The organism is Streptomyces harbinensis (genome assembly GCF_900116145.1).
Lineage (GTDB): Bacteria > Actinomycetota > Actinomycetes > Streptomycetales > Streptomycetaceae > Streptomyces > Streptomyces carpaticus.
On the sequence record NZ_FPAB01000003.1, the window covers coordinates 721,132 to 745,753 of the forward strand.

The 24,622-nt window shown below is 72.6% G+C and carries 21 protein-coding genes; 9 read left to right on the forward strand and 12 right to left on the reverse strand.

Annotated elements, in window-relative coordinates; genetic code table 11:
* The first annotated feature begins 64 nt into the window (after positions 1-64).
* Entirely contained in the window at positions 65-1,207 is a 1,143-nt protein-coding gene (locus tag BM385_RS11020; RefSeq protein ID WP_093842903.1) for a serine hydrolase domain-containing protein, read from the forward strand.
* A gap of 67 nt (positions 1,208-1,274) precedes the next feature.
* Here the strand turns inward: BM385_RS11020 and BM385_RS11025 are convergent, their stop codons facing one another.
* Complete coding sequence (locus BM385_RS11025) at positions 1,275-2,144, reverse strand: NAD-dependent epimerase/dehydratase family protein (RefSeq protein ID WP_093842904.1); 870 nt, start codon at positions 2,142-2,144, stop codon at positions 1,275-1,277.
* Between the two features lie 172 nt (positions 2,145-2,316).
* Here BM385_RS11025 and BM385_RS11030 point away from each other — a divergent pair, with 172 nt between their 5' ends.
* The 3 genes from BM385_RS11030 (at position 2,317) to BM385_RS11040 (ending at position 5,972) form a co-directional block, all read left to right on the forward strand.
* Positions 2,317-3,246, forward strand: coding sequence for a 5-dehydro-4-deoxyglucarate dehydratase (locus BM385_RS11030; protein ID WP_019433871.1), 930 nt, complete (start codon positions 2,317-2,319; stop codon positions 3,244-3,246).
* A gap of 5 nt (positions 3,247-3,251) precedes the next feature.
* On the forward strand, positions 3,252-4,427 hold the full coding sequence (locus BM385_RS11035; RefSeq protein ID WP_019433872.1) for a hypothetical protein: 1,176 nt from the start codon (positions 3,252-3,254) through the stop codon (positions 4,425-4,427).
* Positions 4,428-4,559: 132 nt separating this feature from the next.
* Positions 4,560-5,972 (forward strand): NCS2 family permease, encoded by a 1,413-nt coding sequence (locus tag BM385_RS11040; RefSeq protein WP_093842905.1) that lies wholly within the window; start codon positions 4,560-4,562, stop codon positions 5,970-5,972.
* 67 nt (positions 5,973-6,039) lie between these two features.
* Here BM385_RS11040 and BM385_RS11045 read toward each other — a convergent pair whose 3' ends face one another.
* The gene (locus tag BM385_RS11045) at positions 6,040-7,404 is read right to left on the reverse strand and encodes an MFS transporter (RefSeq protein WP_019433874.1); all 1,365 of its coding nucleotides are present in this window, start codon (positions 7,402-7,404) and stop codon (positions 6,040-6,042) included.
* 68 nt (positions 7,405-7,472) lie between these two features.
* Between BM385_RS11045 and BM385_RS11050 the strand changes: the two genes are divergently transcribed.
* Positions 7,473-8,099, forward strand: coding sequence for a TetR/AcrR family transcriptional regulator (locus BM385_RS11050; RefSeq protein ID WP_019433875.1), 627 nt, complete (start codon positions 7,473-7,475; stop codon positions 8,097-8,099).
* 45 nt (positions 8,100-8,144) lie between these two features.
* Here the strand turns inward: BM385_RS11050 and BM385_RS11055 are convergent, their stop codons facing one another.
* On the reverse strand, positions 8,145-8,915 hold the full coding sequence (locus BM385_RS11055; RefSeq protein ID WP_026047443.1) for an IclR family transcriptional regulator: 771 nt from the start codon (positions 8,913-8,915) through the stop codon (positions 8,145-8,147).
* Between the two features lie 108 nt (positions 8,916-9,023).
* Here BM385_RS11055 and BM385_RS11060 point away from each other — a divergent pair, with 108 nt between their 5' ends.
* Both BM385_RS11060 and BM385_RS11065 read left to right on the forward strand, forming a co-directional pair.
* Positions 9,024-10,559, forward strand: coding sequence for an aldehyde dehydrogenase (NADP(+)) (locus BM385_RS11060; RefSeq protein WP_093842906.1), 1,536 nt, complete (start codon positions 9,024-9,026; stop codon positions 10,557-10,559).
* 250 nt (positions 10,560-10,809) lie between these two features.
* The gene (locus BM385_RS11065; RefSeq protein WP_093842907.1) at positions 10,810-12,756 is read left to right on the forward strand and encodes a PhoX family protein; all 1,947 of its coding nucleotides are present in this window, start codon (positions 10,810-10,812) and stop codon (positions 12,754-12,756) included.
* A 72-nt stretch (positions 12,757-12,828) separates the two neighbouring features.
* On the opposite strand, the gene BM385_RS11070 is transcribed toward BM385_RS11065, so the two are convergent.
* From BM385_RS11070 to BM385_RS11090, 5 genes are read right to left on the reverse strand one after another with little or no spacing between them, the layout of a single operon-like run.
* The gene (locus BM385_RS11070; protein ID WP_019433883.1) at positions 12,829-13,425 is read right to left on the reverse strand and encodes a DJ-1/PfpI family protein; all 597 of its coding nucleotides are present in this window, start codon (positions 13,423-13,425) and stop codon (positions 12,829-12,831) included.
* Positions 13,426-13,438: 13 nt separating this feature from the next.
* Positions 13,439-14,467, reverse strand: a complete 1,029-nt coding sequence (locus BM385_RS11075) for a LacI family DNA-binding transcriptional regulator (RefSeq protein ID WP_093842908.1) — start codon at positions 14,465-14,467, stop codon at positions 13,439-13,441.
* A complete protein-coding gene (locus tag BM385_RS11080) occupies positions 14,464-15,327 on the reverse strand; it encodes a carbohydrate ABC transporter permease (protein WP_093842909.1) in 864 nt (287 codons plus the stop codon). The genes BM385_RS11075 and BM385_RS11080 overlap by 4 nt, the downstream gene beginning before the upstream one ends.
* A complete protein-coding gene (locus BM385_RS11085; RefSeq protein WP_019433886.1) occupies positions 15,324-16,247 on the reverse strand; it encodes a carbohydrate ABC transporter permease in 924 nt (307 codons plus the stop codon). The genes BM385_RS11080 and BM385_RS11085 overlap by 4 nt, the downstream gene beginning before the upstream one ends.
* On the reverse strand, positions 16,244-17,536 hold the full coding sequence (locus tag BM385_RS11090; protein WP_019433887.1) for an extracellular solute-binding protein: 1,293 nt from the start codon (positions 17,534-17,536) through the stop codon (positions 16,244-16,246). The genes BM385_RS11085 and BM385_RS11090 overlap by 4 nt, the downstream gene beginning before the upstream one ends.
* A 143-nt stretch (positions 17,537-17,679) precedes the next feature.
* On the opposite strand from BM385_RS11090, the gene BM385_RS11095 reads away from it, so the two are divergent.
* Together BM385_RS11095 and BM385_RS11100 are read left to right on the forward strand one after the other, a co-directional pair.
* Entirely contained in the window at positions 17,680-19,698 is a 2,019-nt protein-coding gene (locus BM385_RS11095) for a beta-galactosidase (RefSeq protein WP_093842910.1), read from the forward strand.
* Between the two features lie 119 nt (positions 19,699-19,817).
* Positions 19,818-20,927 (forward strand): glycoside hydrolase family 53 protein, encoded by a 1,110-nt coding sequence (locus tag BM385_RS11100; protein ID WP_367889593.1) that lies wholly within the window; start codon positions 19,818-19,820, stop codon positions 20,925-20,927.
* Between the two features lie 83 nt (positions 20,928-21,010).
* Here the strand turns inward: BM385_RS11100 and thpD are convergent, their stop codons facing one another.
* The 4 genes from thpD to ectA form a co-directional block, all read right to left on the reverse strand.
* Positions 21,011-21,910: an ectoine hydroxylase gene (gene thpD / locus BM385_RS11105; protein WP_019433890.1), complete on the reverse strand. Its 900-nt coding sequence runs from the start codon at positions 21,908-21,910 to the stop codon at positions 21,011-21,013.
* Positions 21,911-21,979: 69 nt separating this feature from the next.
* Positions 21,980-22,384: an ectoine synthase gene (locus tag BM385_RS11110; RefSeq protein WP_019433891.1), complete on the reverse strand. Its 405-nt coding sequence runs from the start codon at positions 22,382-22,384 to the stop codon at positions 21,980-21,982.
* A gap of 69 nt (positions 22,385-22,453) precedes the next feature.
* Entirely contained in the window at positions 22,454-23,722 is a 1,269-nt protein-coding gene (gene ectB, locus BM385_RS11115; protein WP_093842912.1) for a diaminobutyrate--2-oxoglutarate transaminase, read from the reverse strand.
* Between the two features lie 71 nt (positions 23,723-23,793).
* On the reverse strand, positions 23,794-24,354 hold the full coding sequence (ectA, locus tag BM385_RS11120) for a diaminobutyrate acetyltransferase (RefSeq protein WP_107407810.1): 561 nt from the start codon (positions 24,352-24,354) through the stop codon (positions 23,794-23,796).
* Positions 24,355-24,622 lie beyond the last annotated feature (268 nt).

Genomic DNA, 24,622 nt, shown 5'->3' on the forward strand with positions numbered 1-24,622 from the left:
CCCGCCGGGGCACGCGCGCGTGGGCATACCGTGAAGCGGAACGGAACAACGGAGGCGGAGCGCGGTGAGCGGGATACAGGGCCGTACGGCCGAGGGTTTCGAGGCGGTACGGGAGGAGTTCGCGGCGCTGCTGGCGGCGGACCCGGAGCACTCCGCGCAGGTCGCGGCGTACCTCCACGGCCGCCCGGTGGTGGATCTGTGGGGCGGCCCGCACCTGGGCGGCGACGCGCTGATCGGGGTGTTCTCCTCCACCAAGGGCGCCGCCTATCTGGTCGCCGCCCTGCTGGTGCAGGACGGGGTGCTGTCGCTGGAGCGGGAAGTGCGCCACTACTGGCCGCACTTCGCGGCGGCCGGCAAGGACGGGGTGACGCTGCACCAGCTGCTGACCCATCAGGCCGGGGCCATCGGCACCGAGGCGGGCTTCTCCCTGGCGGAGCTGGCCGACGACCGCCGGCTGGCCGCGCTGCTCGCCCCGCACCGCCCGTACTGGCGCCCGGGGGCCGGGCTGTTCGGCTATCACACGGCGACCATCGGCGCCCTGCTGGGCGAGGTGGTGTTCCGGGCGACCGGCAGCACGCTCCAGCAACTGTACGAGGAGCGGATCCGCGCCCCGTACGGCATCGAACTGTTCCTGGGGCTGCCCCGGGCGTACGAGGAGCGGGTGGCGAGCGTCCTGCCCCCGGTGCCCCCGGTGCCGCCGGCGGTGGACACCCTGCCGGCGCCCGACCGGCTGGGCGGCATCGCGGGCAACGAGCACCGCCCCGACACCGGACCGCTGTGGACCTGGCCCAACTCCCGCACCGTGCGCGCCGGCGGCCAGGCGTCGGCCGGCGGGGTGGGCAGCGCCCGGGGACTGGCCCGGCTGTACGCGGCGGCGGTGCACGGCACGGCGGACGACGGCCGGCCGCCGCTGCTCACCCCGGAGACGGCCGCCGCCTGGGCGCTCCCGCAGGTGGCCGGGCAGGACCTGGTGCTCGACCTCTACCGTCCGTACGGCATCGGCTTCATGGTGGGCCTGCCGTTCCTGGGGGCCGGTTCCTTCGGGCACGACGGGGCGGGCGGTTCGATGGCCTTCGCCGATCCGCGCAGCGGGCTGGCCTTCGGCTATGTGCGGCGCCGGTTCCCGCAGCCGGGCGGCGCGGGAGCGGACGCCGAACGCCTGGCGCGCGCGGCCCGCGCCTGCGCCCTGGCCCTGCCCGCCGGCTGACGGGGCGGCGCGGGCCCGCGGGCGGACGCGGCGGTGGTGCCGCGTCCACCTTGGTGGCGGCCCCGGCTCAGTCCTCCTCGGGACTGGGGTGCGGGCGGTTGCCGACCGGCCACTGCGGGGGGCTGGTCACGAAGTGCCCGCCGAGATGGGCCTGGTCGGGGTTGTCCAGGTCCAGCTCGCCCTGTTCGGCGATCAGCTTCTCCGCGTACTTCTCGGAGTCGTCCTGCGGCGCGTAGCCCAGGCCGCGCGCGGTGGTCAGGTCCCACACCAGCCGGGTGTTGGCCGAGGATCCGTAGACCACGGTGTGGCCGACATCGCGGGCGGTGAGCGCGGCGTGGAAGAGCCGGGCGCCGTCCGCCGGGCTCAGCCACATCGACAGCATCCGCACCGAGTTGGGCTCGGCGAACAGCGAGCCGATCCGCACCGACACCGTCTCGATGCCGTGCTTGTCCCAGTAGAGCTGGGCCAGGTCCTCGCCGAAGCACTTGGAGAGGCCGTAGAAGGTGTCGGGCCGGTGCGGTGCGTCGGCGGCCAGCAGCGGGGCGTCGCTGCCGGGCGCGGGCCAGGGGTGGTAGCCCATGGCGTGGTTGCTCGAAGCGAAGATGATCCGGCGTACGCCTTCCGCACGGGCGGCCTCGTACAGGTTGTAGGTGCCCTCGATATTGGCGCGCAGGATCTTCTCGAAGGAGGATTCCAGGGAGATGCCCGCCAGATGGAGAATGGCGTCGGTCCCGCGCACCGCTTCGCGCAGCGCGTCCCGGTCGCCCAGGTCGGCGGTGATCGCCTCCGGAGCGCCGGGCACCGGGACCACATCGAGCAGCCGCAGCGTATAGCCGTAGGCGGGGAGCAGTTCCCGCATCATGGTGCCCACGCCGCCGGCGGCTCCGGTGAGCAGAACCGTGGATCCGGTACGACCAGTGGGCTCAGCGGCACTCATCGAGTCTCCATCCATAAATATCATTCATATATCGGGACACGCTAAGTGGTCGCCCTGTGCGCGTCAACGTGCTGTCAAAGACCTGTTGACCATTGATTCCGTACTCCTCTAGCGTGGACGTTCAGGTATATGGACAAAGGTCAGCATCCTGTACAGTCTCTGGGGGCCCCGCATGACGACCGTCTCACTGGCCGCACGCCTGGCCGGTCCGCTCTTCTTCCCCGTGACCGCCTTCCACCCGGACGGCTCCCTGCACCCCGACGCCTACCGGGCCCATGTGCGGGCCGGGATCGAGGCGGGCGCCGGGGCGGTCTTCGCCTGCTGCGGCACGGGTGAGTTCCACGCCCTGACCCCGCAGGAGTTCCACACCTGCGTCACCCTCGCCGTCCAGGAGGCCGCCGGGCGCGTCCCGGTCGTCGCCGGCACCGGTTACGGCACCGCCCTCGCCCTGGACTTCGCGCGCAGCGCCGAGGCGGCCGGCGCCGACGGCCTGCTCGCGCTGCCGCCCTACCTGGTACGCGCCGAACAGCACGGCCTGCTCACCCACTACACCCAGCTCGCCGCCGCCACCAGCCTCGACCTCATCGTCTACCAGCGGGACAACGTCACCCTCACCCCGGCCACCGCCGTCGCCCTCGCCCGCACCCCCGGCATCACCGGCATCAAGGACGGCGTCGGCGACCTCGGCCTCCTCCAGCGCATCATCGGCGCGGTGCGCACCGAGGCCCCCGGCGAGGAGTTCCGCTACTTCAACGGGCTGCCCACCGCCGAACTCACCCAGCCCGCCTACCGGGCGCTCGGCGTGGACCTCTACTCCTCCGCCGTCTTCTGCTTCGCCCCCGAGATCGCCCGCGCCTTCCACACCGCCCTGGCCACCGGCGACCGCGCCACCGCCGACCGGCTCCTGGACGGCTTCTACCGTCCGCTGGTCGAACTGCGCGACCGGGGCAAGGGCTACGCCGTGTCGCTGGTCAAGGCCGGTGTCAGGATGCGCGGGCTCGACGTCGGCGAGGTCCGCGCGCCGCTCACCGAACCCGCCCCCGCCCATCTCACCGAACTCGCCGCCCTCATCGAGCGCGGCCTCATCCTGGTTGGACACTGACACCGATGCCCCGTACCTCCGCCTTCCTCTACCCCTGGGACGTCAACGGCGACCCCGCCGCCGCCGAGCTGGTCGCCGGACTCGGCGTCCAGCAGGTCACCCTCGCCTCCGCCTACCACGCCACCCGCGCCCTGACCCCGCGCCACCCGGGGCGGCGCATCGTCACCGCCCGGCACTCCGCCGTGTACTACCCCGCCGACCCCGCCCACTGGGCCGGCTCCGCGCTGCGGCCCGCCGCCCAGACCTGGCTGCCCGGCGAGGACCCGTACGGCGAGGCCGCCGCCGCCCTCGGCGCGGCCGGTCTCGATGTCCACTCGTGGGTGATCCTCGCCCACAACTCCCGGCTCGGCCGCGAGCACCCCGGCAGCACCGTCCGGAACGTCCACGGCGACCACTACCCCTGGGCGCCGTGCATCGCCCGCCCCGAGGTCCGCGACTACGCGGTCCGGCTCGCGGCCGAGGCGGCGGTGCGGCCCGGCACCACCGGCACCGAACTGGAGTCCTGCGGCTGGTACGGCCTGGAGCACCCGCACGCCCACGACAAGATCGCGGGCGCCCCGCTCGGCGGCTACGGGCGGTGGCTGATGTCGCTGTGCTTCTGCGCCGTGTGCGAGCAGGGGTACGCGGAGCACGGCGCCGATCCGCAGCGGCTGCGCGCCCGGGTGCGGGACCTGCTCGCCCCCGCCTGGGAGGGCCGCCCGGTGGCGGGCGAGCTGACCGGCGCGGAGGCGGCGGCCGTGACCGGCTGGCGGGCGGCGGCGGCCGACACCTTCCAGCGGGAGACGGTGGCCGCCGTACGGGAGCGGGCCCGCGAGCGCGGACTGCCCGGCTTCCGGGTGCTGCTGCACGCCCACCCCGGCGCCCTGGCCCTGGGTGCCAACGCGGGCGCCGACCCGGCCCGGGTGCTGGAGCACGCCGACGGGGTGGTGCTGCCCTGCACCGGGGACGACGCGGCCCGCGCCGAGGTCCTGCCGCCGTTCGCCGCGCACCGCCGCCCGCACACGGTGCTGGCGGCGAACTTCCAGATCGTCGCGGGAATGGGCGGCAGCCCCGGTACCCTGGTCGATGACGCCGCGCACGCCGCCTCTCTGGGCGCCACCGAACTGCGGCTCTACCACGCCGGGCTGGCCACCGCCGATGATCTGGCCCTGGTCCGGCACGCCCTCGACCGGCTGCCCTGAGCCCTGCCGCAGAGCGCGATTCCGTAACGGTGCGGCATCGTGTTACACCGTGTAAACCCTTCCGGTCGGCTCGGCAGGCAGAATTCCCCGGTCGCACACCGCGTCACCCGCACCACATCACCGAGGAAGCCCATGCCGTCCCGACCCGCGCTCATCGCACGCGCCGACTCCTTCTTCCAGATATCGGCGCGCGGCTCCACCCTCGGCCGCGAGGTGCGCGGCGGGTTCGCCACGTTCTTCGCCATGGCCTACATCCTGGTGCTGAACCCGATCATCCTCAGCGGCGCCCAGGACGCCTACGGCAACCAGCTGGACTTCCAGCAGGTGGTCACCGTCACCGCGCTGGTCGCGGCGATCATGACCGCGCTGATGGGCATCACCGCGAACCTGCCGCTGGCGCTGGCCGCCGGGCTCGGCATCAACGCGATGGTGGCCTACCAGATCGCGCCCCGGATGAGCTGGCCGGACGCCATGGGCCTGGTCGTGCTGGAGGGCCTGATCCTATGCGCCCTGGCGGCCACCGGGCTGCGGCAGAAGGTGATGGACGCGATCCCGATGGCGCTCAAGCAGGCCATCGGGGTCGGGATCGGCATGTTCATCGCGCTGATCGGCTTCGTGAACGCCGGCTTCGCCGCCCCCGGCGACGGCACCCCGCTGACGCTGGGCGCCACCGGTGAGCTGACCGGCTGGCCGGTGCTCGTCTTCTGCCTCGGCCTGCTGCTCACCCTGGCGCTGATGGCCCGCGGGACCAAGGGCGCCATCCTCATCTCGATCGTCGTCACCACCGTGGTGGCCATGATCATCAACGGCATCGCCGACATCGAGGACGGCGCCTGGGGCCTGACGGTCCCCACGCTCCCCGACGACATCGTGGCCACCCCCGACTTCGGGCTGATCGGGCAGTTCAGCCTGTTCGGCGCGTTCGGCGAGATCACCTGGATCACCGTCCTGCTGATCACCTTCACCCTGTTCCTGACCGACTTCTTCGACAGCATGGGCACGGCGGTCGCCGTCTCCGGCGAGGCCGGGCTGCTGGACGAGAAGGGCCGGGTGCCCCGGCTGGGCCGGCTGCTCTTCGTGGACGGCCTGGCGGCGGCGGCCGGCGGTGCGGCCTCCGCCTCCTCCGGCACCTCCTACATCGAGTCGGCGGCGGGCGTCGGCGAGGGCGCCCGCACCGGGTTCGCCAATCTGATCACCGGTGCCCTGTTCGCCCTGGCCCTGCTGTTCGCCCCGCTGGCGGCGGTGGTCCCGGCCCAGGCGGCCTCGCCCGCGCTGGTGGCGGTCGGCTTCCTGATGATGACCCAGGTCGGGAAGATCGACTGGAGCGACTACACGCTGGCGGTCCCCGCGTTCGTCACCATCGCGGTGATGCCGTTCACCTACTCCATCACCAACGGCATCGGCGCCGGCTTCGTCGCCTACGTGGTGCTGAAGGCGGCCACCGGCCGGCTGCGGGAGATCAACTGGATGCTGTGGGTGACGGCCGCGCTGTTCGTCGTCTACTTCGCGATCGACCCGGTGCAGCAGGTGCTCGGCATCTCCTGACCGCGCGTCGTCCTCGGGCGCCCCGGACCGGCAACGGCCCGGGGCGCCCGTGCGCGTGCGGGGGAGGTCAGCCCCTGGCCCGCAGCCGGCCGGCGAGCAGGACGCCGAGCGCGGCGAGCAGCCCGGTGAACGCGAAGGTGGCCAGCAGCGCGGCCCGGGTGCCGTCCACCCCGTCCCCGGCCGCCGCGACAGCGGCCCCGCCGAGCCCGGCCACGACGGCGGTGGCCAGGGTCTGCGCCAGCTGGAGCGCGGAGCTGACCTCGCCCTGCCGGGCGGCCGGGGTCTGTTCGAGGGTGTCGGTGGTCGAGGCGTTGAAGGCCATGCCCATGCCCAGCCCGCCGATCGCCCACCCCGCGATGGCCAGCTGAGCCGGCACCGCGTCACTCGCCAGGGCCAGCGCGATCAGCGCCACCCCGGCCAGCAGAACGGCGAACCCCAGCGCCGTACCGCGCCCGCGCGCACCGGGGACGGCGCTGTCCCGCCGGGCCTGGAGCGCGGAACCGGCCACCCAGGTCACCGCGCCCGCCGCCAGACCCAGCCCCGCCAGGGTGGCGCCCAGGCCGCGGACCTCCTGGAGACCGAGCGGCAGGAACGCCTCGCTGCCGAAGTACACCGCGCACAGCAGCCCCCGGACGGCCACGCCGGCCCCGATGCCGCGCCGCAGGGTCAGGGTGCCCTCGGGCGTGACCCGGCGCAGCGCGGGAACGGCGAGGGCGAGCCCGGCGAGGGCCAGCAGGACCAGGGCGGGGACGTTGCGCAGCAGCAGCGCCTGGAGGAAGAGGGCGGTGCCCAGGGTGAGCGCACCGGCGGCGAGCAGCGGCCCGCGATCGCGCCCGGCCGGGCCCTGGCCGGCGGCCGTGGCGGGCGCGGGCAGGGCGGGCAGGGTGAGCCGGGCGGCTATCGCGACCAGCGGCGGCACCAGCAGGAAGACGGCGCGCCAGGTGGTGTGTTCGGTGAGGGTGCCGGCGAGGACCGGGCCGATGAGGGAGGGGACGGTCCAGGCCGAGGAGAGCAGCGCGAACATCCGGGCGCGCAGGTGCTCGGGGTAGGCGAGGGAGATGACGGTGTAGGCGACGGCCATGATGGCGCCGACGCCGAGGCCCTGGACGAACCGGCCGAGCAGGAACACCGGCCAGCCGCCCGCCGTGCCGGCCAGGACGCAGCCGGCCGCGAAGACCAGCAGCCCGGTGGCGAGCGGGCGGCGCACCCCGCTCCGGTCGGCGGCCCGGCCGGCGAGCACGGTGCCGACGATGTTGGCGAGCATCAGCGCGGAGAGCCCCCAGCCGTAGGAACCGAGGCCGTCGAGTTGCCGGGCGACGTCGGGCAGGACGGTGGCGACGCCGAGCGATTCGAAGGCGACGGTGCTGACGGACAGGATCACGCCGAGGGTGAGGGCTCGGTGCGGCGGGGCGAAGACGCTCTGCCGGGTCATGGGGGTACTCCTCCCGATTTACATTCCGTTCCGGATCGGAACGTATTAAGCGTACCTATAGTGGAGGCATGCTCAGCACCCCGACCGGCGCCCCGCAGCCGCGGCCCGGCAGGCCGAGGGACGTCCGTATCGACGAGGCCGTCCCGACCGCCGTACTCGAACTCCTCAACGAGGGCGGCTACGCCCGGCTGACCATGGAGGCGGTCGCGAGCCGGGCGGGCACCAGCAAGCCCGCCCTCCGGCGGCGCTGGCGCTCCCGCCCGCATCTGGTGGTGGACGCGCTCGCCACCGTCGTCGGCACCCAGCCCACCCCGGACACCGGCTGCACCCACTGCGACCTGATCGCCGGGATCAACACCCTCACCCAGGCCTTCACCACGGACCTCGGCCGACGCGCGCTGCCCGCGCTGGTCGCCGACCTCGCGGACGACCCCGAGCTGGAATCAGCCTTCCTGGACCGCTTCTTCCACCCCCGCCGCGCGACCACCGCCGAAGCGCTGCGCCGGGGGATCGCCCGGGGCGACATCCGCCCGGACGCGGACATCGACCTTCTCCTGGACATGCTGGCGGCCACGACCTACTACCGGGTCCTCTTCCACCATCTGCCCCTCACCCCCGACCTGGCCGAACAGGTCGTCCGCACCGTCCTGTCCGGCGTGGCGACGGCTCAGTGGCGGGCGGCGCACCGCTCCTGACCCGGTGCCCGGCGGGCCGGGCACCGGCGGGCGGAACGTACCGGCCTACAGGTGGCGCGTCGCCAGTGCCAGCCGGTCCCTGGCGTGCAGCAGCGTCTCCCGGATCCGCTGCTCATGGGCCTCGGTCAGCCGGGCCACCGGGATCGAGCAGCTGATCGCGTCCCGGGCCGGGGTGCGGTACGGGATGGCCACCCCGTAGCAGGTCAGCCCGAGGGTGTTCTCCTCCCGGTCGACCGCGTAGCCGCGCTCGCGCACCACCTTCAGCTCCTCGATCAGCCGCTCGCGGTCGGTGATGGTGTGCTCGGTCAGCGCCTCCAGCTCGCGCGGCAGCAGCTCGCGGATCCGCTCGTCCGGATACGTCGCCAGCAGCGCCTTGCCCAGCGAGGTCGAGTGCGCGGGCAGCCGGCGGCCGACGCGGGTGAAGGGCCGCAGATAGTGGTCCGACTGGCGGGTGGCCAGATACACCACGCTGGTGCCGTCCAGGCGCGCCAGGTGAATGGTCTCCGTCGTCTCGTCCGAGAGCCGGTCGAGCGTGGTGCGGGCCGCCGCCACCACCTCGTCGCCGTCGATGTAGGAGGTGCCCACCAGCAGCGCCCGCACCCCGATGCCGTACCGGGTGCCGGTCGGGTCGGTCTCCACCCAGCCCAGTTCCACCAGGGTGCGCAGCAGCATGTACAGGCTCGACTTGGGGTAGCCGAGTGCCGACTGCACCTCGGCGAGCGAGTGCATGCCGGGGCGTCCCGCGAAGAACTCCAGGAGTTCCACGGTCCGTACCGCGGATTTGACCGGGGATGCGCCCGTCTCACCGGCTGCCATCGACCTTGACCCCTTTGTTCGAACCGTTATAGAGTCTGTGAGCGTCCCATATTCACATACAGGGACGCTGTTCAGCATATCGAACGTTCGCCGCGGGAGGAACGACCGGTGTCAGCAGAACCAGTGTGGAGCGTGGACCCCCGGACCGGGAAGCGCCGCGAACAGGTCACCACCGAGGCCGGAGCGGCCGAGGTCGACCGGGCCGTCCGCGCCGCCCACGCCACGGCCGGCGCGCTCGCCGACCGCGACACCCGGATCGCGCTGCTGCGCGCCGCGGCCGACGCCCTGGAGGCCGACCGCGACGCCATCATCGCCGCCGCGGACGCGGAGACCGCCCTCGGCCTGCCCCGGCTCACCGGCGAACTGGGCCGCACCACCGGCCAGCTGCGCGCCTTCGCCGACGAGGTCGCGGACGGCGGCTACCTCGGCGTCATCATCGACCACGCCGACGCGAGCCTCACCCCGCCCCGGCCCGACCTGCGCCGCTACAAGATCCCGCTGGGCGTGGTCGCGGTCTACTCCGCCTCCAACTTCCCGCTCGCCTTCTCCGTCCCCGGCGGCGACACCGCCTCCGCGCTCGCCGCCGGCTGCCCGGTCGTCGTCAAGGCGCACCCCGACCACCCCGCCACCTCCGCCCTCACCGGCGCCGCGCTGCGCCGCGCCGCCGCCCGGGTGGGGCTGCCGGAGGACGTGATCTCCGTGGTGCACGGCTTCGAGGCCGGCATCGAGCTGATCAAGCACCCGCTGGTCAGCGCCGCCGGCTTCACCGGCTCGGTACGCGGCGGACGCGCGCTGTTCGACGCGGCCGCCGCCCGGCCGGTGCCGATCCCCTTCCACGGCGAACTGGGCAGCCTCAACCCGGTGGTCGTCACCCGGGCCGCCGCCGCCGAGCGCGCCGAGGAGATCGGCGAGGGCCTGGCCGGCTCGGTCACCCTGGGAACCGGCCAGTTCTGCGTCAAGCCCGGCCTCGTCCTCGCCCCCGAGGGGGAGGAGGGCGACCGGCTGGTGGCCACCCTCGGCGAGAAGCTCGCCGGCAGCACCCCCGGCGTGCTGCTCGACACCCGGATGCGGGACAACTTCGTCGCCGGCGTCGCCGCCCGCACCGGGCTGGCGGAGGTGACCACCTCCGCCCCGGCCGGCGCCGGCGAGGACCTGACGGTCGTCCCCGGCTTCCTCACCGTGCCCGCCGCCCGGCTGGCCGAGGACGAGAGCGCCCACGAACTCCTGCTGGAGGAGTGCTTCGGCCCGCTCACCGTCATCGCCCGCTACACCGACGACGAGGAGATCGGCCGGGTCCTGGACCGGCTGCCCGGCAACCTCACCGCCACCGTCCAGCTCAGCGCCGCCGAGTCAGCGGGCGAGAGCGGCGACGGCGCGGCGCTGGTCGCCGGACTCACCCCGCTGGCCGGACGCGTCCTGGTCAACGGCTGGCCCACCGGCGTCGCCGTCTCCACCGCCCAGCACCACGGCGGCCCCTACCCGGCGACCACCTCCACCTCCACCTCGGTCGGCGCCACCGCCATCGAACGCTGGCTGCGCCCGGTGGTCTACCAGTCCACGCCCCAGGCCCTGCTCCCGCAGGAACTGACGGACGCCAACCCGCTGGGCCTGCCCCGCCGGGTGAACGGCAAGCGCGAGGGCTGACCGCCCACCGCCCGGAACGACGGCGGGGGCCGGATGCGTCGGGCATCCGGCCCCCGCCGTCGCCGTTGCGCCGTCCCGCGCTGCGCGGCCCGCCCGCCCGCACCGCGCGCGCGGCTCCGTACGGGTGGTTCCGCCGCCGCTCCGCTGTCCGGCGAAAACTGGTCGTGTTGTCACCTCCGATGCTTCACGCGACCACGGATCGCTCCTAACCTCTCGGAAATGTCCTGTTTCCGGCAGTAAGGATCAGCGGATGTCCGTCCAGCGTCGCCCGGTCTTCCCCGCGTCCGACCCGGACGAGGTGAGCTCCAACCCCTCGGCCAACCGGCCCTTCCACGAGGTCGCCGCCGCCCGGTTCAGCCGGCGCTCCGTGCTCGCCTCCGGAGCCATCGCCGCCGCGGCCGGGTTCCTCACCGGGAGCACCGGCACCGCACACGCCACCGCCGCTACCGCGTCGCCGCCGGAGCCCACGGGCCGCCGGCCCACCCTCGGGTTCACCCCGGTCCCCACCTCCGACGCCGACCGGCTCACCCTCCCCGAGGGCTACCAGGCGCAGGTCATCATCCCCTGGGGCACCCCGATCCGCCCGGGCGGCCCGGCCTGGCGCAAGGACGCCGCGAACTCCGCCGCCGAACAGGCCCAGCAGGTCGGCATGAACCACGACGGCATGCACTTCTTCCCGCTCGGCAAGGGCGCCGAGCGCAACCGCCGCGGACTGCTCGTCCTCAACCACGAGTACATCGACCAGCAGCTCCTCTTCCCGGACGGCGACGCCGAGATGACCCGCGAGAAGGTCGCCAAGGCCACCGCCGCCCACGGCGTCAGCATCGTCGAACTCGTCCACACCGACCGGCACGGCTGGCAGGTCGCCGACTCCCCGCGCGCCCGCCGCGTCACCGCCGACACCCTGGTCACCTTCTCCGGACCCGTCGGCCCCCGCCACCCCGCCCTGCGCGCGGCCGACCCGCCCCGCGGCACCATCAACAACTGCTCGCACGGCGTCACCCCCTGGGGTACCTACCTCGCCTGCGAGGAGAACTTCAACGCCTACTTCGGCACCGAACACCCCGGCTGGGAGCCCACCGACCTCCAGGCCCGCTACGGCATCGACCGCGAGGGCTTCGGCTACCGCTGGCACGAGGCCGACCCGCGCTTCGACATCGCCGTCAACCCCCACGAGGCCAACCGCTTCGGCTGGGTCGTGGAGATCGACCCCATGGACCCCGACGCCGTCCCCGTCAAACGCACCGCACTCGGCCGCATCAAGCACGAGGGCTGCGTCACCACCGAGGCACGCGGCCGGATCGTCGCCTACACCGGCGACGACCAGGACGGCGACTACCTCTACAAGTTCGTCGGCGACGGCTCCTGGCGCGCCCACCGCGCCCGGGGCCGCAGCCCGCTGGACCACGGCACGCTGTACGTCGCCCGGTTCGAGGACGACGGCACCGGCCGCTGGCTGCCGCTCACCCACGGCACCGGCCCGCTGACCCGCGACGCCGGCTGGGCCGACCAGGCCGATGTGCTGCTGCGCACCCGCGAGGCCGCCGACGCCCTCGGCGCCACCCCGATGGACCGCCCGGAGTGGATCGCCGTCAACCCGGGGAACCAGGACGTGTACTGCTCGCTCACCAATGGCAGCGGCCGGGGCGGCGCCGCCAACCCCCGTACCCCCAACCCGTACGGGCACATCATCCGCTGGCGCGAGCGCGACGGCGACAACACCGCCACCACCTTCACCTGGGACATCTTCCTGCTGGCCGGCGACCCGGCGTACGAGGAGCGCACCGACCTCACCGAGGACACCCGCTTCGGCTCACCCGACGGCCTGTGGTTCGACCCGGACGGCCGGCTGTGGATCCTCACCGACGTCTCCAACTCCTCGCAGAACCTGCCGGAGAAGGGCTACGACCGCATCGGCAACAACCAGATGCTGGCCGCCGACCCGCACACCGGCGAGATCCGCCGCTTCCTCACCGGCCCGCGCGGCTGCGAGATCACCGGCGTGATCACCACCCCCGACCAGCGCACCATGTTCGTCAACGTCCAGCACCCCGGCGAGGCCACCCCCGCCTGGGGGGAACCCACCCCGGAGAACCCCCGGGCCGTCAGCAACTGGCCCGACTTCGACCCGGAGGGCCGCCCCCGCTCCGCCACCATCGCCATCCGCCGCACCGACGGCGGCGTCATCGGAGCCTGACGACCCGCCCGTTCCCCGCCCGCGACGCTGCCGCACCGGCCGCCGTCCCGGGCGGGGGAGCGGGCCGGCCGCTCACACCGGTGAGCGCGGATCGTACTGGATGCCCCGGCGCACCTCGCGGGCCCGCTCCGTCCCGGCCAGCCGGTCCACCAGATGCAGCGCCATGTCGATCCCGGCCGACACCCCGGACGAGGTGATCAGGTCACCGTCGTCCACGAACCGGTCCTCGGGCCGCACCTCGACCGTCGGGTCGAGCCCGGCCAGCAGCTCCAGCGAGCCCCAGTGCGTGGTGGCCGGCCGGCCCCGCAGCAGCCCGGCCGCCGCGTACACCAGCGATCCGGTGCACACACTGGTCATCAGCGGCACCGCCGCCCGCCGGCCGCGCACCCACTCCAGATGCGCCTGATCCGTCAGCAGCGGACGGGTGCCGCGACCGCCCGGGTGCACCAGCACATCCAGCGCGGGCATGGTGTCCCGGGCGTGGTGCGCCGCCACCGTCAGGCCCTTGGCACACTCCACGGGCGCGCCGTCGGCGGAGAAGGTGAACACCTCCCAGCCGTCCCCGGGCGCGTTGCGGGTCCACCACGCCAGCACCTCCCAGGGGCCGATGGCGTCCAGTTCCTCGACCCCGGGGAAGAGGAAGATGCCGATCCTGCGTACGTCGTCCATGCCGGGTATCCAACTACGCGGAGCCGCGGCGCACCAGCTCGGTCGGCAGGATCACCGCCGAGGTGTCCTCGCCGCTCAGCTGCGTCAGCAGCAGCCGCACCATCTCCTGGCTGATCCGGTCCCACGGCTGCCGGATCGTGGTCAGTTCGGGGCGGGAGGCCACCGCGGCGGCCGAGTCGTCGAAGCCGCCGACCGCCACGTCCTGCGGCACCCGGCGGCCCGCCGCGGTGAGCGCGGCCAGCGCGCCCCGCGCCATCAGATCGGAGGCCACGAACAGCGCGTCCAGATCGGGGCGGCGGGCCAGCAGCCGGGCCGCCGCCCGCTCACCGCCCTCCCGGCTGTAGTCCCCGGTCTCCACCAGGCCGTCCTCCGCCGGGAGCCCGGCCGCCGCCAGCACCTCGCGGTAGCCGGCCAGCCGCTCCACCCCGCCCGGGGTGTCCGGCGGACCGGTGACCGTACCGATCCGGCGCCGGCCCAGCTCCACCAGATGACGGACCATCTGCCGGGCGCCGTCCCGGTCGTCCGCCGCCACGTGCGCCAGCCGGCCGGGGCCCATCGGCTTGCCGCACAGCACCACCGGCACCCCGGCGTCCACCAGTTGCTCGGCCACCGGGTCCCCGGTGTGACTGGAGACCAGCAGCACCCCGTCCACATGGCCGGAGGTCACATAGCGCAGCAGCCGCCGCTGTTCCTCCCGGGTGCCGGCGATCATCAGCAGCAGCGGGATGTCGTGCGCGGCCAGCGCCTGGGTGCAACCGCGCAGCAGGACGTTGAAGTTGGGGTCCTCGAAGAACTTCTCCTGCGGCTCGGTCAGCAGGAAGGCCGCCGAGCCCGACCGGCCGGTGATCAGCGAACGGGCGTGGCGGTTGACGACGTAACCGGTTCTGCGGATGGCCTCCTCCACGGCGCGGGCCGAGTCGGGGCTGACGTGGTGGCCGCCGTTGAGGAACCGGGAGACGGTGCCCCGGGAGACACCGGCCTCCCGGGCCACGTCGTGGATCGTCGGCACCCGCCGGCGCCGCGCTGGTACGGACATGGTCATGACTTTACGGCGCCGGAGAGCAGGTCAAGGCTCCAGAAGCGCTGGATGAACAGGAACAGCGCGATCAGCGGGACGATCGCGAGCAGCGCCCCGGTGATCACCAGCGTGTACAGCGCCGGGGTGTTGGCGCCCTGGTTGAGCAGCGTGAACAGCCCCAGGGTGAGCGGGAACTTCTCGTCGTCGCTGAGCATGATGTACGGCAGCAGGAAGTTGTTCCAGATGGCGACGAACTGGAAGAGGAAGATCGTCACCAGCCCCGGCAGCATCATCGGCAGCGCCACGGTGCGGAAGATGCGCCACTCCCCGGCACCGTCCATCCTTCCCGCCTCCACCACGTCCTGCGGCACGGCAGCCGCCGCGTAGATCCGCGCCAGGTAGATGCCGTACGGGGAGAGGATCACCGGCAGCAGCACCGACAGATGGCTGTCGGTCAGCGACACCTCGGCCATCAGCAGGTACTGCGGCACCGCCAGGATCACCGGCGGCATCAGCACCCCGGCCAGCAGCACGTTGAAGACGGTCTCCCGGCCCCGGAACCGGTACAGCGCCAGCGCGTAGCCGCTGACCGCCGAGACGGCCGCCGACAGCAGCGCGCCCAGACCCGCGTACAGCGCCGAGTTGGCCATCCACGTCCAGTAGACGCCGTCCCGGTACCCGGACAGATCGCTCAGGTTCCCGGCGAAACCGGTGCCCGGCCAGAAGGTGAAGGTGGAGAACAGCTCGCTGCCGGACTTGGTGGCGGCCATGACCACCCACACCACCGGGAGCAGACAGTACGCGGCGCCCACGAACAGGACGGCGGTGGGCAGCCAGCCGCCCCGGCGTCCGGAGCGCGGGGCGGTGGTGGTCGGGGCGGTCATCGGTTCTCCTCCCGCCGGGTACGGGCGCCTGCCAGCCGCAGAAAGCCGAAGGACAGGGCGAAGGTCACCACGGCGATGATCACGGCGGTGGCCGCCCCGGAGTGGATGTCACCGGCGACGAAGGCGTCCTGGTAGACCTTCATCATCGGGGACCAGGTGGTGGACAGGCTGTTGGTCAGCGGCCGCAGCGTGGTCGGCTCGTTGAAGACCTGGAGCGTGGCGATGACCGAGAAGAAGAAGGTGAGCACCAGGGACGGCGCCACCATCGGGATCTTGATCCGCCAGGCGATCTGCCACTGCGAGCAGCCGTCCAGCCGGGCCGCCTCGTACACCTCGGCCGGGATCGCGCGCAGCGCCGTGTAGATGACGATCATGTTGAAGCCGGTGCCGCCCCACACCGCGATGTTGGACAGCGCGACGTACAGCGCGCCACCGCTGAGCAGATCCGGCTGCGGCAGCCCCAGCGCGTCCAGGGTGTAGTGCAGTGGGCTGACCGAGGGCAGGTAGAGGAAGCCCCACAGCAGCGCGGCGATCACCCCGGGCACGGCGTACGGCAGGAAGATCGCCAGCCGGGTGAAGGCGCGCCCGCGCACCCGGTCGGAGTCCAGCATGAGTGCGAACAGCAGGGCCAGACCCAGCATCAGCGGGACCACGATCAGCCCGTACACCAGCACCCGCAGGGCGCCGTCCAGCAGCACCGGGTCGGTGAGCGCGTCGGTGTAGTTGGAGAAGCCGGCCCACACCTCGGAGCGGGCGCCGCTGCCCAGGCCCAGGCCCTTGACCTCGATCTTGCGCAGCGACAGATACCCGGCATAGCCGATGGGCAGCGCGAAGAACAGCGCGAACAGCAGCCCGGCGGGGAGCAGGAAGAGATACGGCGCACGGCGCGGGGCGCCGTGCGCGGCGCGGTGCTTCCTCACTCGATGACCTGGAAGCCGTGGCCGGTCATGTCGTCGGCGGTGGCGCGCTGCATGGTGGTGAGCGCGGCGCGGAAGTCGCCCCGGGTGCGGGCCGCCTCGCCGAAGGCGTCGTTGAAGGTGGCGTAGGCGACGTTGGTGTTGGGGCCCCAGGCGGCGGGCGCGGTGCCCTCGGCTATTTCGGCGGCGGTGACGTAGAAGTCGGGCTGGTTGGCGAAGAACTCGGGGGCCTCGGCCAGCGCCTCGCCACTCTGGGCGGCGGTGGCGGCGGGGTAGATGCCGCCGGCGCGTACCAGCGCGGTCAGCGCCTCGGGGTCGGTGTTGAGCCAGGTGGCGAACGCGGCGGCGGCGTCCTTGTCGCGGGCGTCGTTGGTGACGGCGGTGGTGGAGCCGCCCCAGCTGCCGGTGACGTTCTCGCCGGCGTTCCACTGGGGGAGGGGCGCCATGGCCCACTTGCCGGCGGTGTCGGGGGCGGCGGTGGTGAGGGTGCCGGGGGCCCAGACGGCGCTCACCCAGGCCAGCTGCTCACCGGTGTTGAGGGCGTTGTTCCAGGCGGGGGTGTACATGGGCTGGTTGTCGATGACGCCCTCGGCGACCAGGCCGCCCCAGAAGTCGGCGACCCGGCCGGTGGCCTCGTCGTCGATGGCGACCTTCCACTGCTCGCCCTCGGTGGTCCACCACTGGGCGCCGGCCTGCTGGGCGAGCCCGGCGAACAGGCCCGCGTCGTTGGCGGAGAAGGTGGTGAGCACCTTGCCGGGCTCGGTCTCCTTCAGTGCGCGCGCGGTGTCGGCGAACTCGTCCCAGGTGGTGGGGACGGTCAGCCCGTACTCCTCGAACAGATCGGCGCGGTAGTAGAACATCAGCGGGCCGGAGTCCTGCGGGAGCGCGTAGACGGCGTCGGTGCCGAGGGTGACCTGCTGCCACAGTCCGGGCGCGAACGCGTCCTCGGCGCCGGCGACCTGATCGGAGATGTCGGCCAGGACGTCGTTGCTGACCAGGGTGGGCAGCGCCTGGTACTCGGCCTGCATGAGATCGGGGGCGTTGCCGGCCTTGGCGGCGGTGATGGTCTTGGTGACCAGGTCGTCCCCGCTGGCCTGCTTCTTCACCGTGACCTGGATGTCCGGGTTGGCGTCGTTCCACAGCGCGACGACCTCGTCCATGCCCGGGGCCCAGGCCCAGTAGGTGAGGTTGACCGGGCCGGACGAGGAGTCGTCCGAGGAGCCGCCGCAGCCGGCGAGGGCGACGGAGGAGAAGACGGTGGCGGCCAGTACCGCGACGGTGCGGTGATTCATCATGCCTCCCTGGCAGGGACTGTGAGCGTTCACAGTAGAGAAACAGAACAGACACTTGTCAATGGTTGATGCTGTGCGGTTATGTTGGTGTGACGCAGCCAGCGACGGCTGTGCACGTTCCCACGCGATGCCCAGGAGTACCCATGCCGCACGCCGTCCCCCAGGGCCCAGGCCGCCTCGCCTACGGCGGTGACTACAACCCCGAGCAGTGGCCCGAGGAGACCTGGCAGGAGGACATCGCCCTGATGCGCGAGGCCGGGGTGACCATGGTCAGCGTCGGGATCTTCTCCTGGGCCAAGCTGGAACCCAGCCCCGGACGCTACGAGTTCGGCTGGCTGGACCGGCTGCTCGACCTGCTGCACACCGCCGGCATCCGGGCCGACCTCGCCACCCCCACCGTGGTGCCGCCCGCCTGGTTCTACCGCGCCCACCCCGAGGCCCTGCCGGTCAGCCGCGAGGGCGTCCGGCTCGCCTTCGGCTCGCGCGGCGCCATCTGCCACAGCTCGCCCGCCTACCAGGAGGCCGCCGCCGGCATCACCCGCGCGCTCGCCGAGCGGTACGGCACACACCCCGCCGTCGCCATGTGGCACGTCCACAACGAGTACGGCGTGCCGGTGCTGGAGTGCTACTGCGACGTCTCGGCCGCGCACTTCCGCCGCTGGCTCGCCGGGCGCTACGGCACCCTGGACGCGCTCAACGCCGCCTGGGGCACCGCCTTCTGGGGCCAGGCGTACGGCGACTGGGAGGAGATCAACCCGCCCCGGCTCACCCCCACCACCTGCAACCCGGCCCAGCGCCTGGACTTCGCCCGGTTCGCCAGTGACAGCGCCCTGGACAACTTCCGCCGCGAGCGCGACCTGCTGCACGAGCTGTCACCCGGCGTCCCGGTCACCACCAACTTCATGGTCTCGCCCACCCAGTGCGACACCATCGACTACTGGGCCTGGGCCCGCGAGGTCGACATCGTCACCAACGACCACTACCTGGTGGCCGAGGACGACCGCAACCACATCAACCTCTCGATGGCCGCCGACCTCTCCCGCTCGGTCGGCGGCGGCAAGCCCTGGCTGCTGCTCGAACACTCCACCAGCGGCGTCAACTGGCAGACCCGCGGCATCGCCAAGCGCCCCGGCGAGATGGCCCGCAACAGCCTCGCCCACGTCGCGCGCGGCTCCGAGGGCGCCATGTTCTTCCAGTGGCGCGCCTCCCGCTCCGGTGCGGAGAAGTTCCACTCCGCGATGGTGCCGCACGCCGGCACGGACAGCCGGATCTGGCGCGAGGTGGTCGCGCTCGGCGGCCACCTCGGCGCGCTGGAGCCGGTGCGCGGCACCCGGACCGTCGCGGACGCCGCCATCGTGTGGGACTGGCAGTCCTGGTGGGCGCAGAAGCTGGAGTGGCGGCCGAGCGAGGACCTCGACACCCGCGAGCGCGCCGAGGCCGTGTACGCGGCGCTCTTCGACCGCCACCTCACCGTGGACTTCGCCCACCCCGAGGCCGACCTCAGCCGCTACCCGCTGGTCGTGGTCCCCGCCCTGTATCTGATGACGGCGGAGGCCGGGAAGAACCTGCGCCGCTACGTGGAGGGCGGCGGCACCCTGGTCGTCTGCTACTTCTCCGGCATCGTCGACGAGCACGACGCCGTCCACCCCGGCCCGCACCCCGGCGCGCTGCGCGAGGTCCTCGGCCTCACCGTCGAGGAGTTCCAGCCGCTGCGGGCCGGCGAGCAGGTCACCCTGGAGGGCCCCGACGGGCACCGGCTCACCGCCGACGTCTGGGCCGAGACGGTGGTGGCACGCGGGGCCGAGCCGGTGTGGACGTACGCGGACGGACCGGCCGCCGGCTGCCCCGCGATCACCCGGCACGAGCTGGGCGAGGGCACCGCCTGGTACGTGTCCGCCCGGCTGGACACCGCCGGTCTCGACACCGTGCTGGCCGCGGCCGGTCTGGACGCGGACATCGCGCCGCGCGAGGAGCTGCCGCGCGACGTGGAGGTGGTGCGCCGCGAGGGCGAGGGAGGCCGCTACCTGTTCGTCATCAACCACACCGACGCCGACACCGAGGTCACGGCCGGCGACGGCACCGAACTCCTCACCGGAACCCGGGTGACCGCCGCCCTGCCGGTCCCGGCGGGCGGCGTACGGGTGCTGCACCTGGACGACTGACCCCGCAGCCGGCCCCGCGCCCGTCTCCGTACCCCGTACGTACCCGTACCCGGCAGGACTCCCAGGAACAGCGCCACCCCCCACCGTTCACGCACCCCGCAAGGAAGGGACCCTTGACGATGCGCCGACGCAGTGTGCTCCGCCTGGGCACGGCCGCCCTGGCCGCCCCCGCCGTCCTCGCTCTCCCCACCGGTACGGCGCGGGCCGCCGGCCTCGCCATCCGGGGCGTCGACCTGTCCTCGCTCCCCAAGGGCGAGGACAAGGGCGCCGTCTTCCGCTACGCCGACGGCACCCGGGGCGACGCCGTACGGATCCTGCGCGAGGCCGGCGCCAACTGGGCCCGGATCAAGGTCTGGGTCGACGCGGCCGACGGCTACCACGGCAAGCCCCACCTGCTGGCCATGGCCCGCCGGATCCAGGACCAGGGCATGCGGCTGCTGGTGGACTTCCACTACTCCGACACCTGGGCCGACCCGGGCAAGCAGTTCAAGCCCGCCGCCTGGACCAGCCTCACCGGCGCCGCCCTGGAAGCGGCGCTGGCCGAGCACACCGCCGACATCCTCGGCTCACTGGCCCGGCAGGGCACCCCGGCGGCCATGGCGCAGATCGGCAACGAGATCAACGGCGGGATGCTCTGGCCGGACGGCCGCAGCACCGACTGGGGCCGGCTCGCCGGGCTGCTGAACGCCGGGGTGACGGCGGCGCGTTCCGCCTCGCCCGGCATCCGGATCGCGCTGCACCTCGCCGAGGGCGGCGACAACGGCGGCACCCGCTGGTGGTTCGACAACGCGGTGGCGCGCGGCGTCTCCTTCGACGTCATCGCGCTGTCCTTCTACGGCTACTGGCACGGCACCCTCGCCGAGTTGCGCACCAATCTGCACGACGCGGCGAGCCGGTACGGGCGGGACGTGCTGGTGGCCGAGACCGCCTACCCGTTCCGGCTCGGCAGCAAGGACAGCCACCCCGACATCATCGCCGAACCCTCCCAGCTGGTGCCCGGCTACCCGGCCACCCCACAGGGCCAGGCCGCCTGGATGCGGGACATCGGCGAGGTGGTCGCCTCGGTGCCCGGCGGGCGCGGGCTCGGCATCTTCTACTGGGAGCCGGCCTGGACGGCGGTGCCCGGCAACGGCTGGGACGAGACCGACCCGTCCTCCGGCAACGGCTGGGAGAACCAGGCCCTGTTCGACTACGACGACCGCGCGCTGCCCGCCATGTGGTGGCCGTAGCCCCACCGGGCACAGCACAGCACGGCCCCCGGTGTACCGTCTCCGGACGGGACACCGGGGGCCGTGTGCTGCGCCCGCGCCCGCTAGCGCACCGGGGTGAAGTCCCGGGCCCCGATGTAGTCGGGGCGCGGCACCGGTGCGGCGAAGGGCTCGACCGCCGTGTTCTCCACGCTGTTGAAGACGATGAAGACATTGCTGCGCGGGTACGGGGTGATGTTGTCCCCGGAACCGTGCATGCAGTTGCAGTCGAACCAGGTCGCCGAACCGGCCGGGCCGGTGAACAGCTTGATGCCGTGCTCCTGCGCGAACCGGGTCAGGGCCTCGTCCGACGGGGTCCCCGCGTCCTGCATCTGGAGCGACTTCTTGTAGTTGTCCTTCGGCGTCTCGCCGGCGCAGCCCAGGAACGTCTGATGCGAACCCGGCATGATCATCAGCCCGCCGTTGGTGTCGTAGTTCTCGGTCAGCGCGATCGACACCGAGATCGTCCGCATCCGGGGCAGTCCGTCCTCGGCGTGCCAGGTCTCGAAGTCCGAGTGCCAGTAGAACCCGCTGGCACCGAACCCCGGCTTGACGTTGATCCGCGACTGGTGGACGTACACGTCCGACCCCAGGATCTGCCGCGCCGTCCCCACCACCCGGGGGTCGCGCACCAGGCCGGCGAACACCTCGCTGATCCGGTGCACCTCGAACACCGAGCGGATCTCCTGGGACTTCGGCTCCACGATCGAGCGTTCGTCCGCCCGGATGTCCGGGTCGGTGATCAGCCGGTCCAGTTCGGCGCGGTAGCCCGCCACCTCGTCGGGGGTGATGAGCTGTTCGACGGAGAGGAATCCGTCCCGCTCCAGACCGGCCAGCTGCTCCGCGCCGACCGGCCCCGGCGTGCCGGGCGGTGACCACACCACCGGGTCCTGCCGCGGGGTGGACACCTCGGTGGCGCCGCGGGTCGGGTACAGGTCAGCGGTGCGTTCGCGGGCGATGGTCATGGTGCGTGCCTTCCCTTCCGTTTCCGGTGGTGGGGTGGGTGATGCGGCTGTCGGCGGGGCTTTCGGGGATCAGCTCACCTCCGGCTCGGTCAGCAGCGGGTAGACGCCGTTCTCGTCGTGGTCCTCGCGGCCGGTCACCGGCGGGTTGAAGACGCACAGCACCTTGAAGTCCGTCTTCGGGCGGACGGTGTGCTTCTCGTGGCCGTCCAGCAGGTACATCGTCCCGGGGGTGATCAGATGCTTCTCGCCGGTGTCGTCATTGGTCAGTTCGGCCTCGCCCGACACGCAGAAGACCGCTTCCACGTGGTTGGCGTACCACATCGAGGTCTCGGTGCCGGCGTACAGCACCGTCTCGTGCAGGGAGAACCCGACGCGCTCCTTGGCCAGGATGATGCGCTTGCTGCGCCAGGTGCCCGACGCGGACTCGATGTCGCGGTCGGTGCCCTCGATGTCGCTGATGGATCGGACGATCACGGTGTGGGACTTCCCTTCTCGTTTCTCGTTTCCGGGGGTGTGGCCGGCGGTGCGGGTGCGCGCCGCCGGTCAGTCGGTGTCCCGGACGGCGCGGGTGACGATGCGCAGGCCCTCGTCCAGCTCCTCCGGGGTGATGGTGAGCGGGGGCAGGAACTTGACGACCTCGCTCTGCGGTCCCGAGGTCTCCAGCAGCAGCCCCAGCTCGAAGGCGCGCCGGCACACGGCGGTGGCGCGGGCCGGGTCCTGGAACTCCAGCCCCCAGACCAGGCCGCGGCCCCGGAAGGTCGCGCCGGCGTGGGCGTGTTCGGTGACGATGTCGCGCAGCGTCCGCTCGATCCGCTCGCCGCGCGCCAGGGTCTGCTTCTCCATCTGGCCGTCGGTCCAGTAGGTGTTGAGCGCGGCGGCGGCGGTGACGAAGGCGGGGTTGTTGCCGCGGAAGGTGCCGTTGTGCTCGCCCGGCTCCCAGATGTCCAGCGCGGGGCGGAAGAGGGTCAGGGCCAGCGGCAGCCCGTACCCGCCGATGGACTTGGAGACGGTGATGATGTCCGGCACGATGCCCGCCTCCTCGAAGGAGAAGAACGGTCCGGTACGGCCGCAGCCCATCTGGATGTCGTCGACGATCAGCAGCATGTCGTGGCGGCGGCACAGGTCCGCCAGCGCGCGCAGCCACTCGGCGCGGGCCACGTTGATGCCGCCCTCGCCCTGGACGGTCTCCACGATCACGGCGGCGGGCTGGTTGAGGCCGGAGCCGGAGTCCTCCAGCAGCCGCTCGAACCAGATGAAGTCCGGGGTGCGGCCGTCCAGGTAGTCGTCGAACGGCATCGGGGTGCCGTGCACCAGCGGGATGCCGGCCCCGGCGCGCTTGAAGGCGTTGCCGGTGACGGCCAGCGAGCCGAGCGACATGCCGTGGAAGGCGTTGGTGAACGAGACGATCGACTCGCGGCCCTTCACCTTGCGGGCCAGCTTCAGCGCCGACTCCACCGCGTTGGTGCCGGTGGGGCCGGGGAACATCACCTTGTGGTCCATGTCGCGGGGGCGCAGCACCACGTCGCGGAAGGTCTCCAGGAAGGCCCGCTTGGCGGTGGTGGACATGTCCAGCGCATGGGTGATGCCGTCGCGCTCCAGGTAGTCGATCAGGGCGCGTTTGAGGACGGGGTTGTTGTGCCCGTAGTTGAGCGAGCCCGCCCCGGCGAAGAAGTCGAGATAGGTGCGGCCGTCCTCGTCGTACAGGTAGCTGCCCTGGGCCCGGTCGAAGATGGCGGGCCAGCTGCGGCAGTAGCTGCGGACTTCGGACTCCACTGCCTCGAAGACGCTCAGATCGGGCTGGGTGATGGTCACGGCGTTCTCCCTGGGGGATGAGGTACGCGAAGAGATGGGGTGGTCGGTGGGGGAGGGGAGGACGTACGGGCTCAGGGCCCGTCGGGTGCCGGGACGGGGCCGATCCGGTGGAGCACCTCCGGCTGGTGCCCGCGCTCCGGGAAGCTCCCGGAGTCGAACAGGACCTCGCGTTCGACGGGGGCGCCGTGGCGCTGCGCGAAGGAGGCGAACAGCCGGTTGGAGGCGGTGTTGTCCGGTGTGATGGTGGTTTCCACCATGTTCACCCCCCACTCGCGGCCCGTGCGCCCGACCAGGCCGTCCAGCATGGCCGCGGCCAGGCCCTTGCCGCGCTGGGCCGCGTCGACGGCCACCTGCCAGATCAGCAGGGTGCGCGGGGCCTCGGGGCGGGTGTAGCCGGTGATGAACCCGACCGGCTCGCCGGTGCTGTCCCGTGCCACGATGGAGGTACCGGCGTAGTCACGGCACCACAGAAGGTAGCTGTAGGAGGAGTTCAGGTCGAGGGCCCGGGAGTCGCGGGCAATGCGCCACAATGCGGCTCCGTCCTCGGGACGCGGGCTCTCCAGCCGCAGTCCGCCGGCTATTTCCTGGAATTCTTGGTCGGCACGTGCATGGTCTGCTTGTGCGGGGGTCATGCGCATCGAATTTACCGAGCATGGAAGGAAATCGCATCGCGAGTGGGGGTTACCCGGGCGGTGGTGGTTATGTTATGGGGGCGGGGGCGCAGCACTCCGCTGTGCCCGGTGGATTGTCCGGTTATGTCGGCTAGTTACCGGGACAAAGCGGGCATCGAGCCGCCGTTTGTAACGGATGCGTAACGACGGCGTGACCTCTTCATGTGAGTGTGGCCTTGCTGACATCCACCGCAATGCGCGCGTTTAAGGTCCCGAAAAGCGGGCAGGA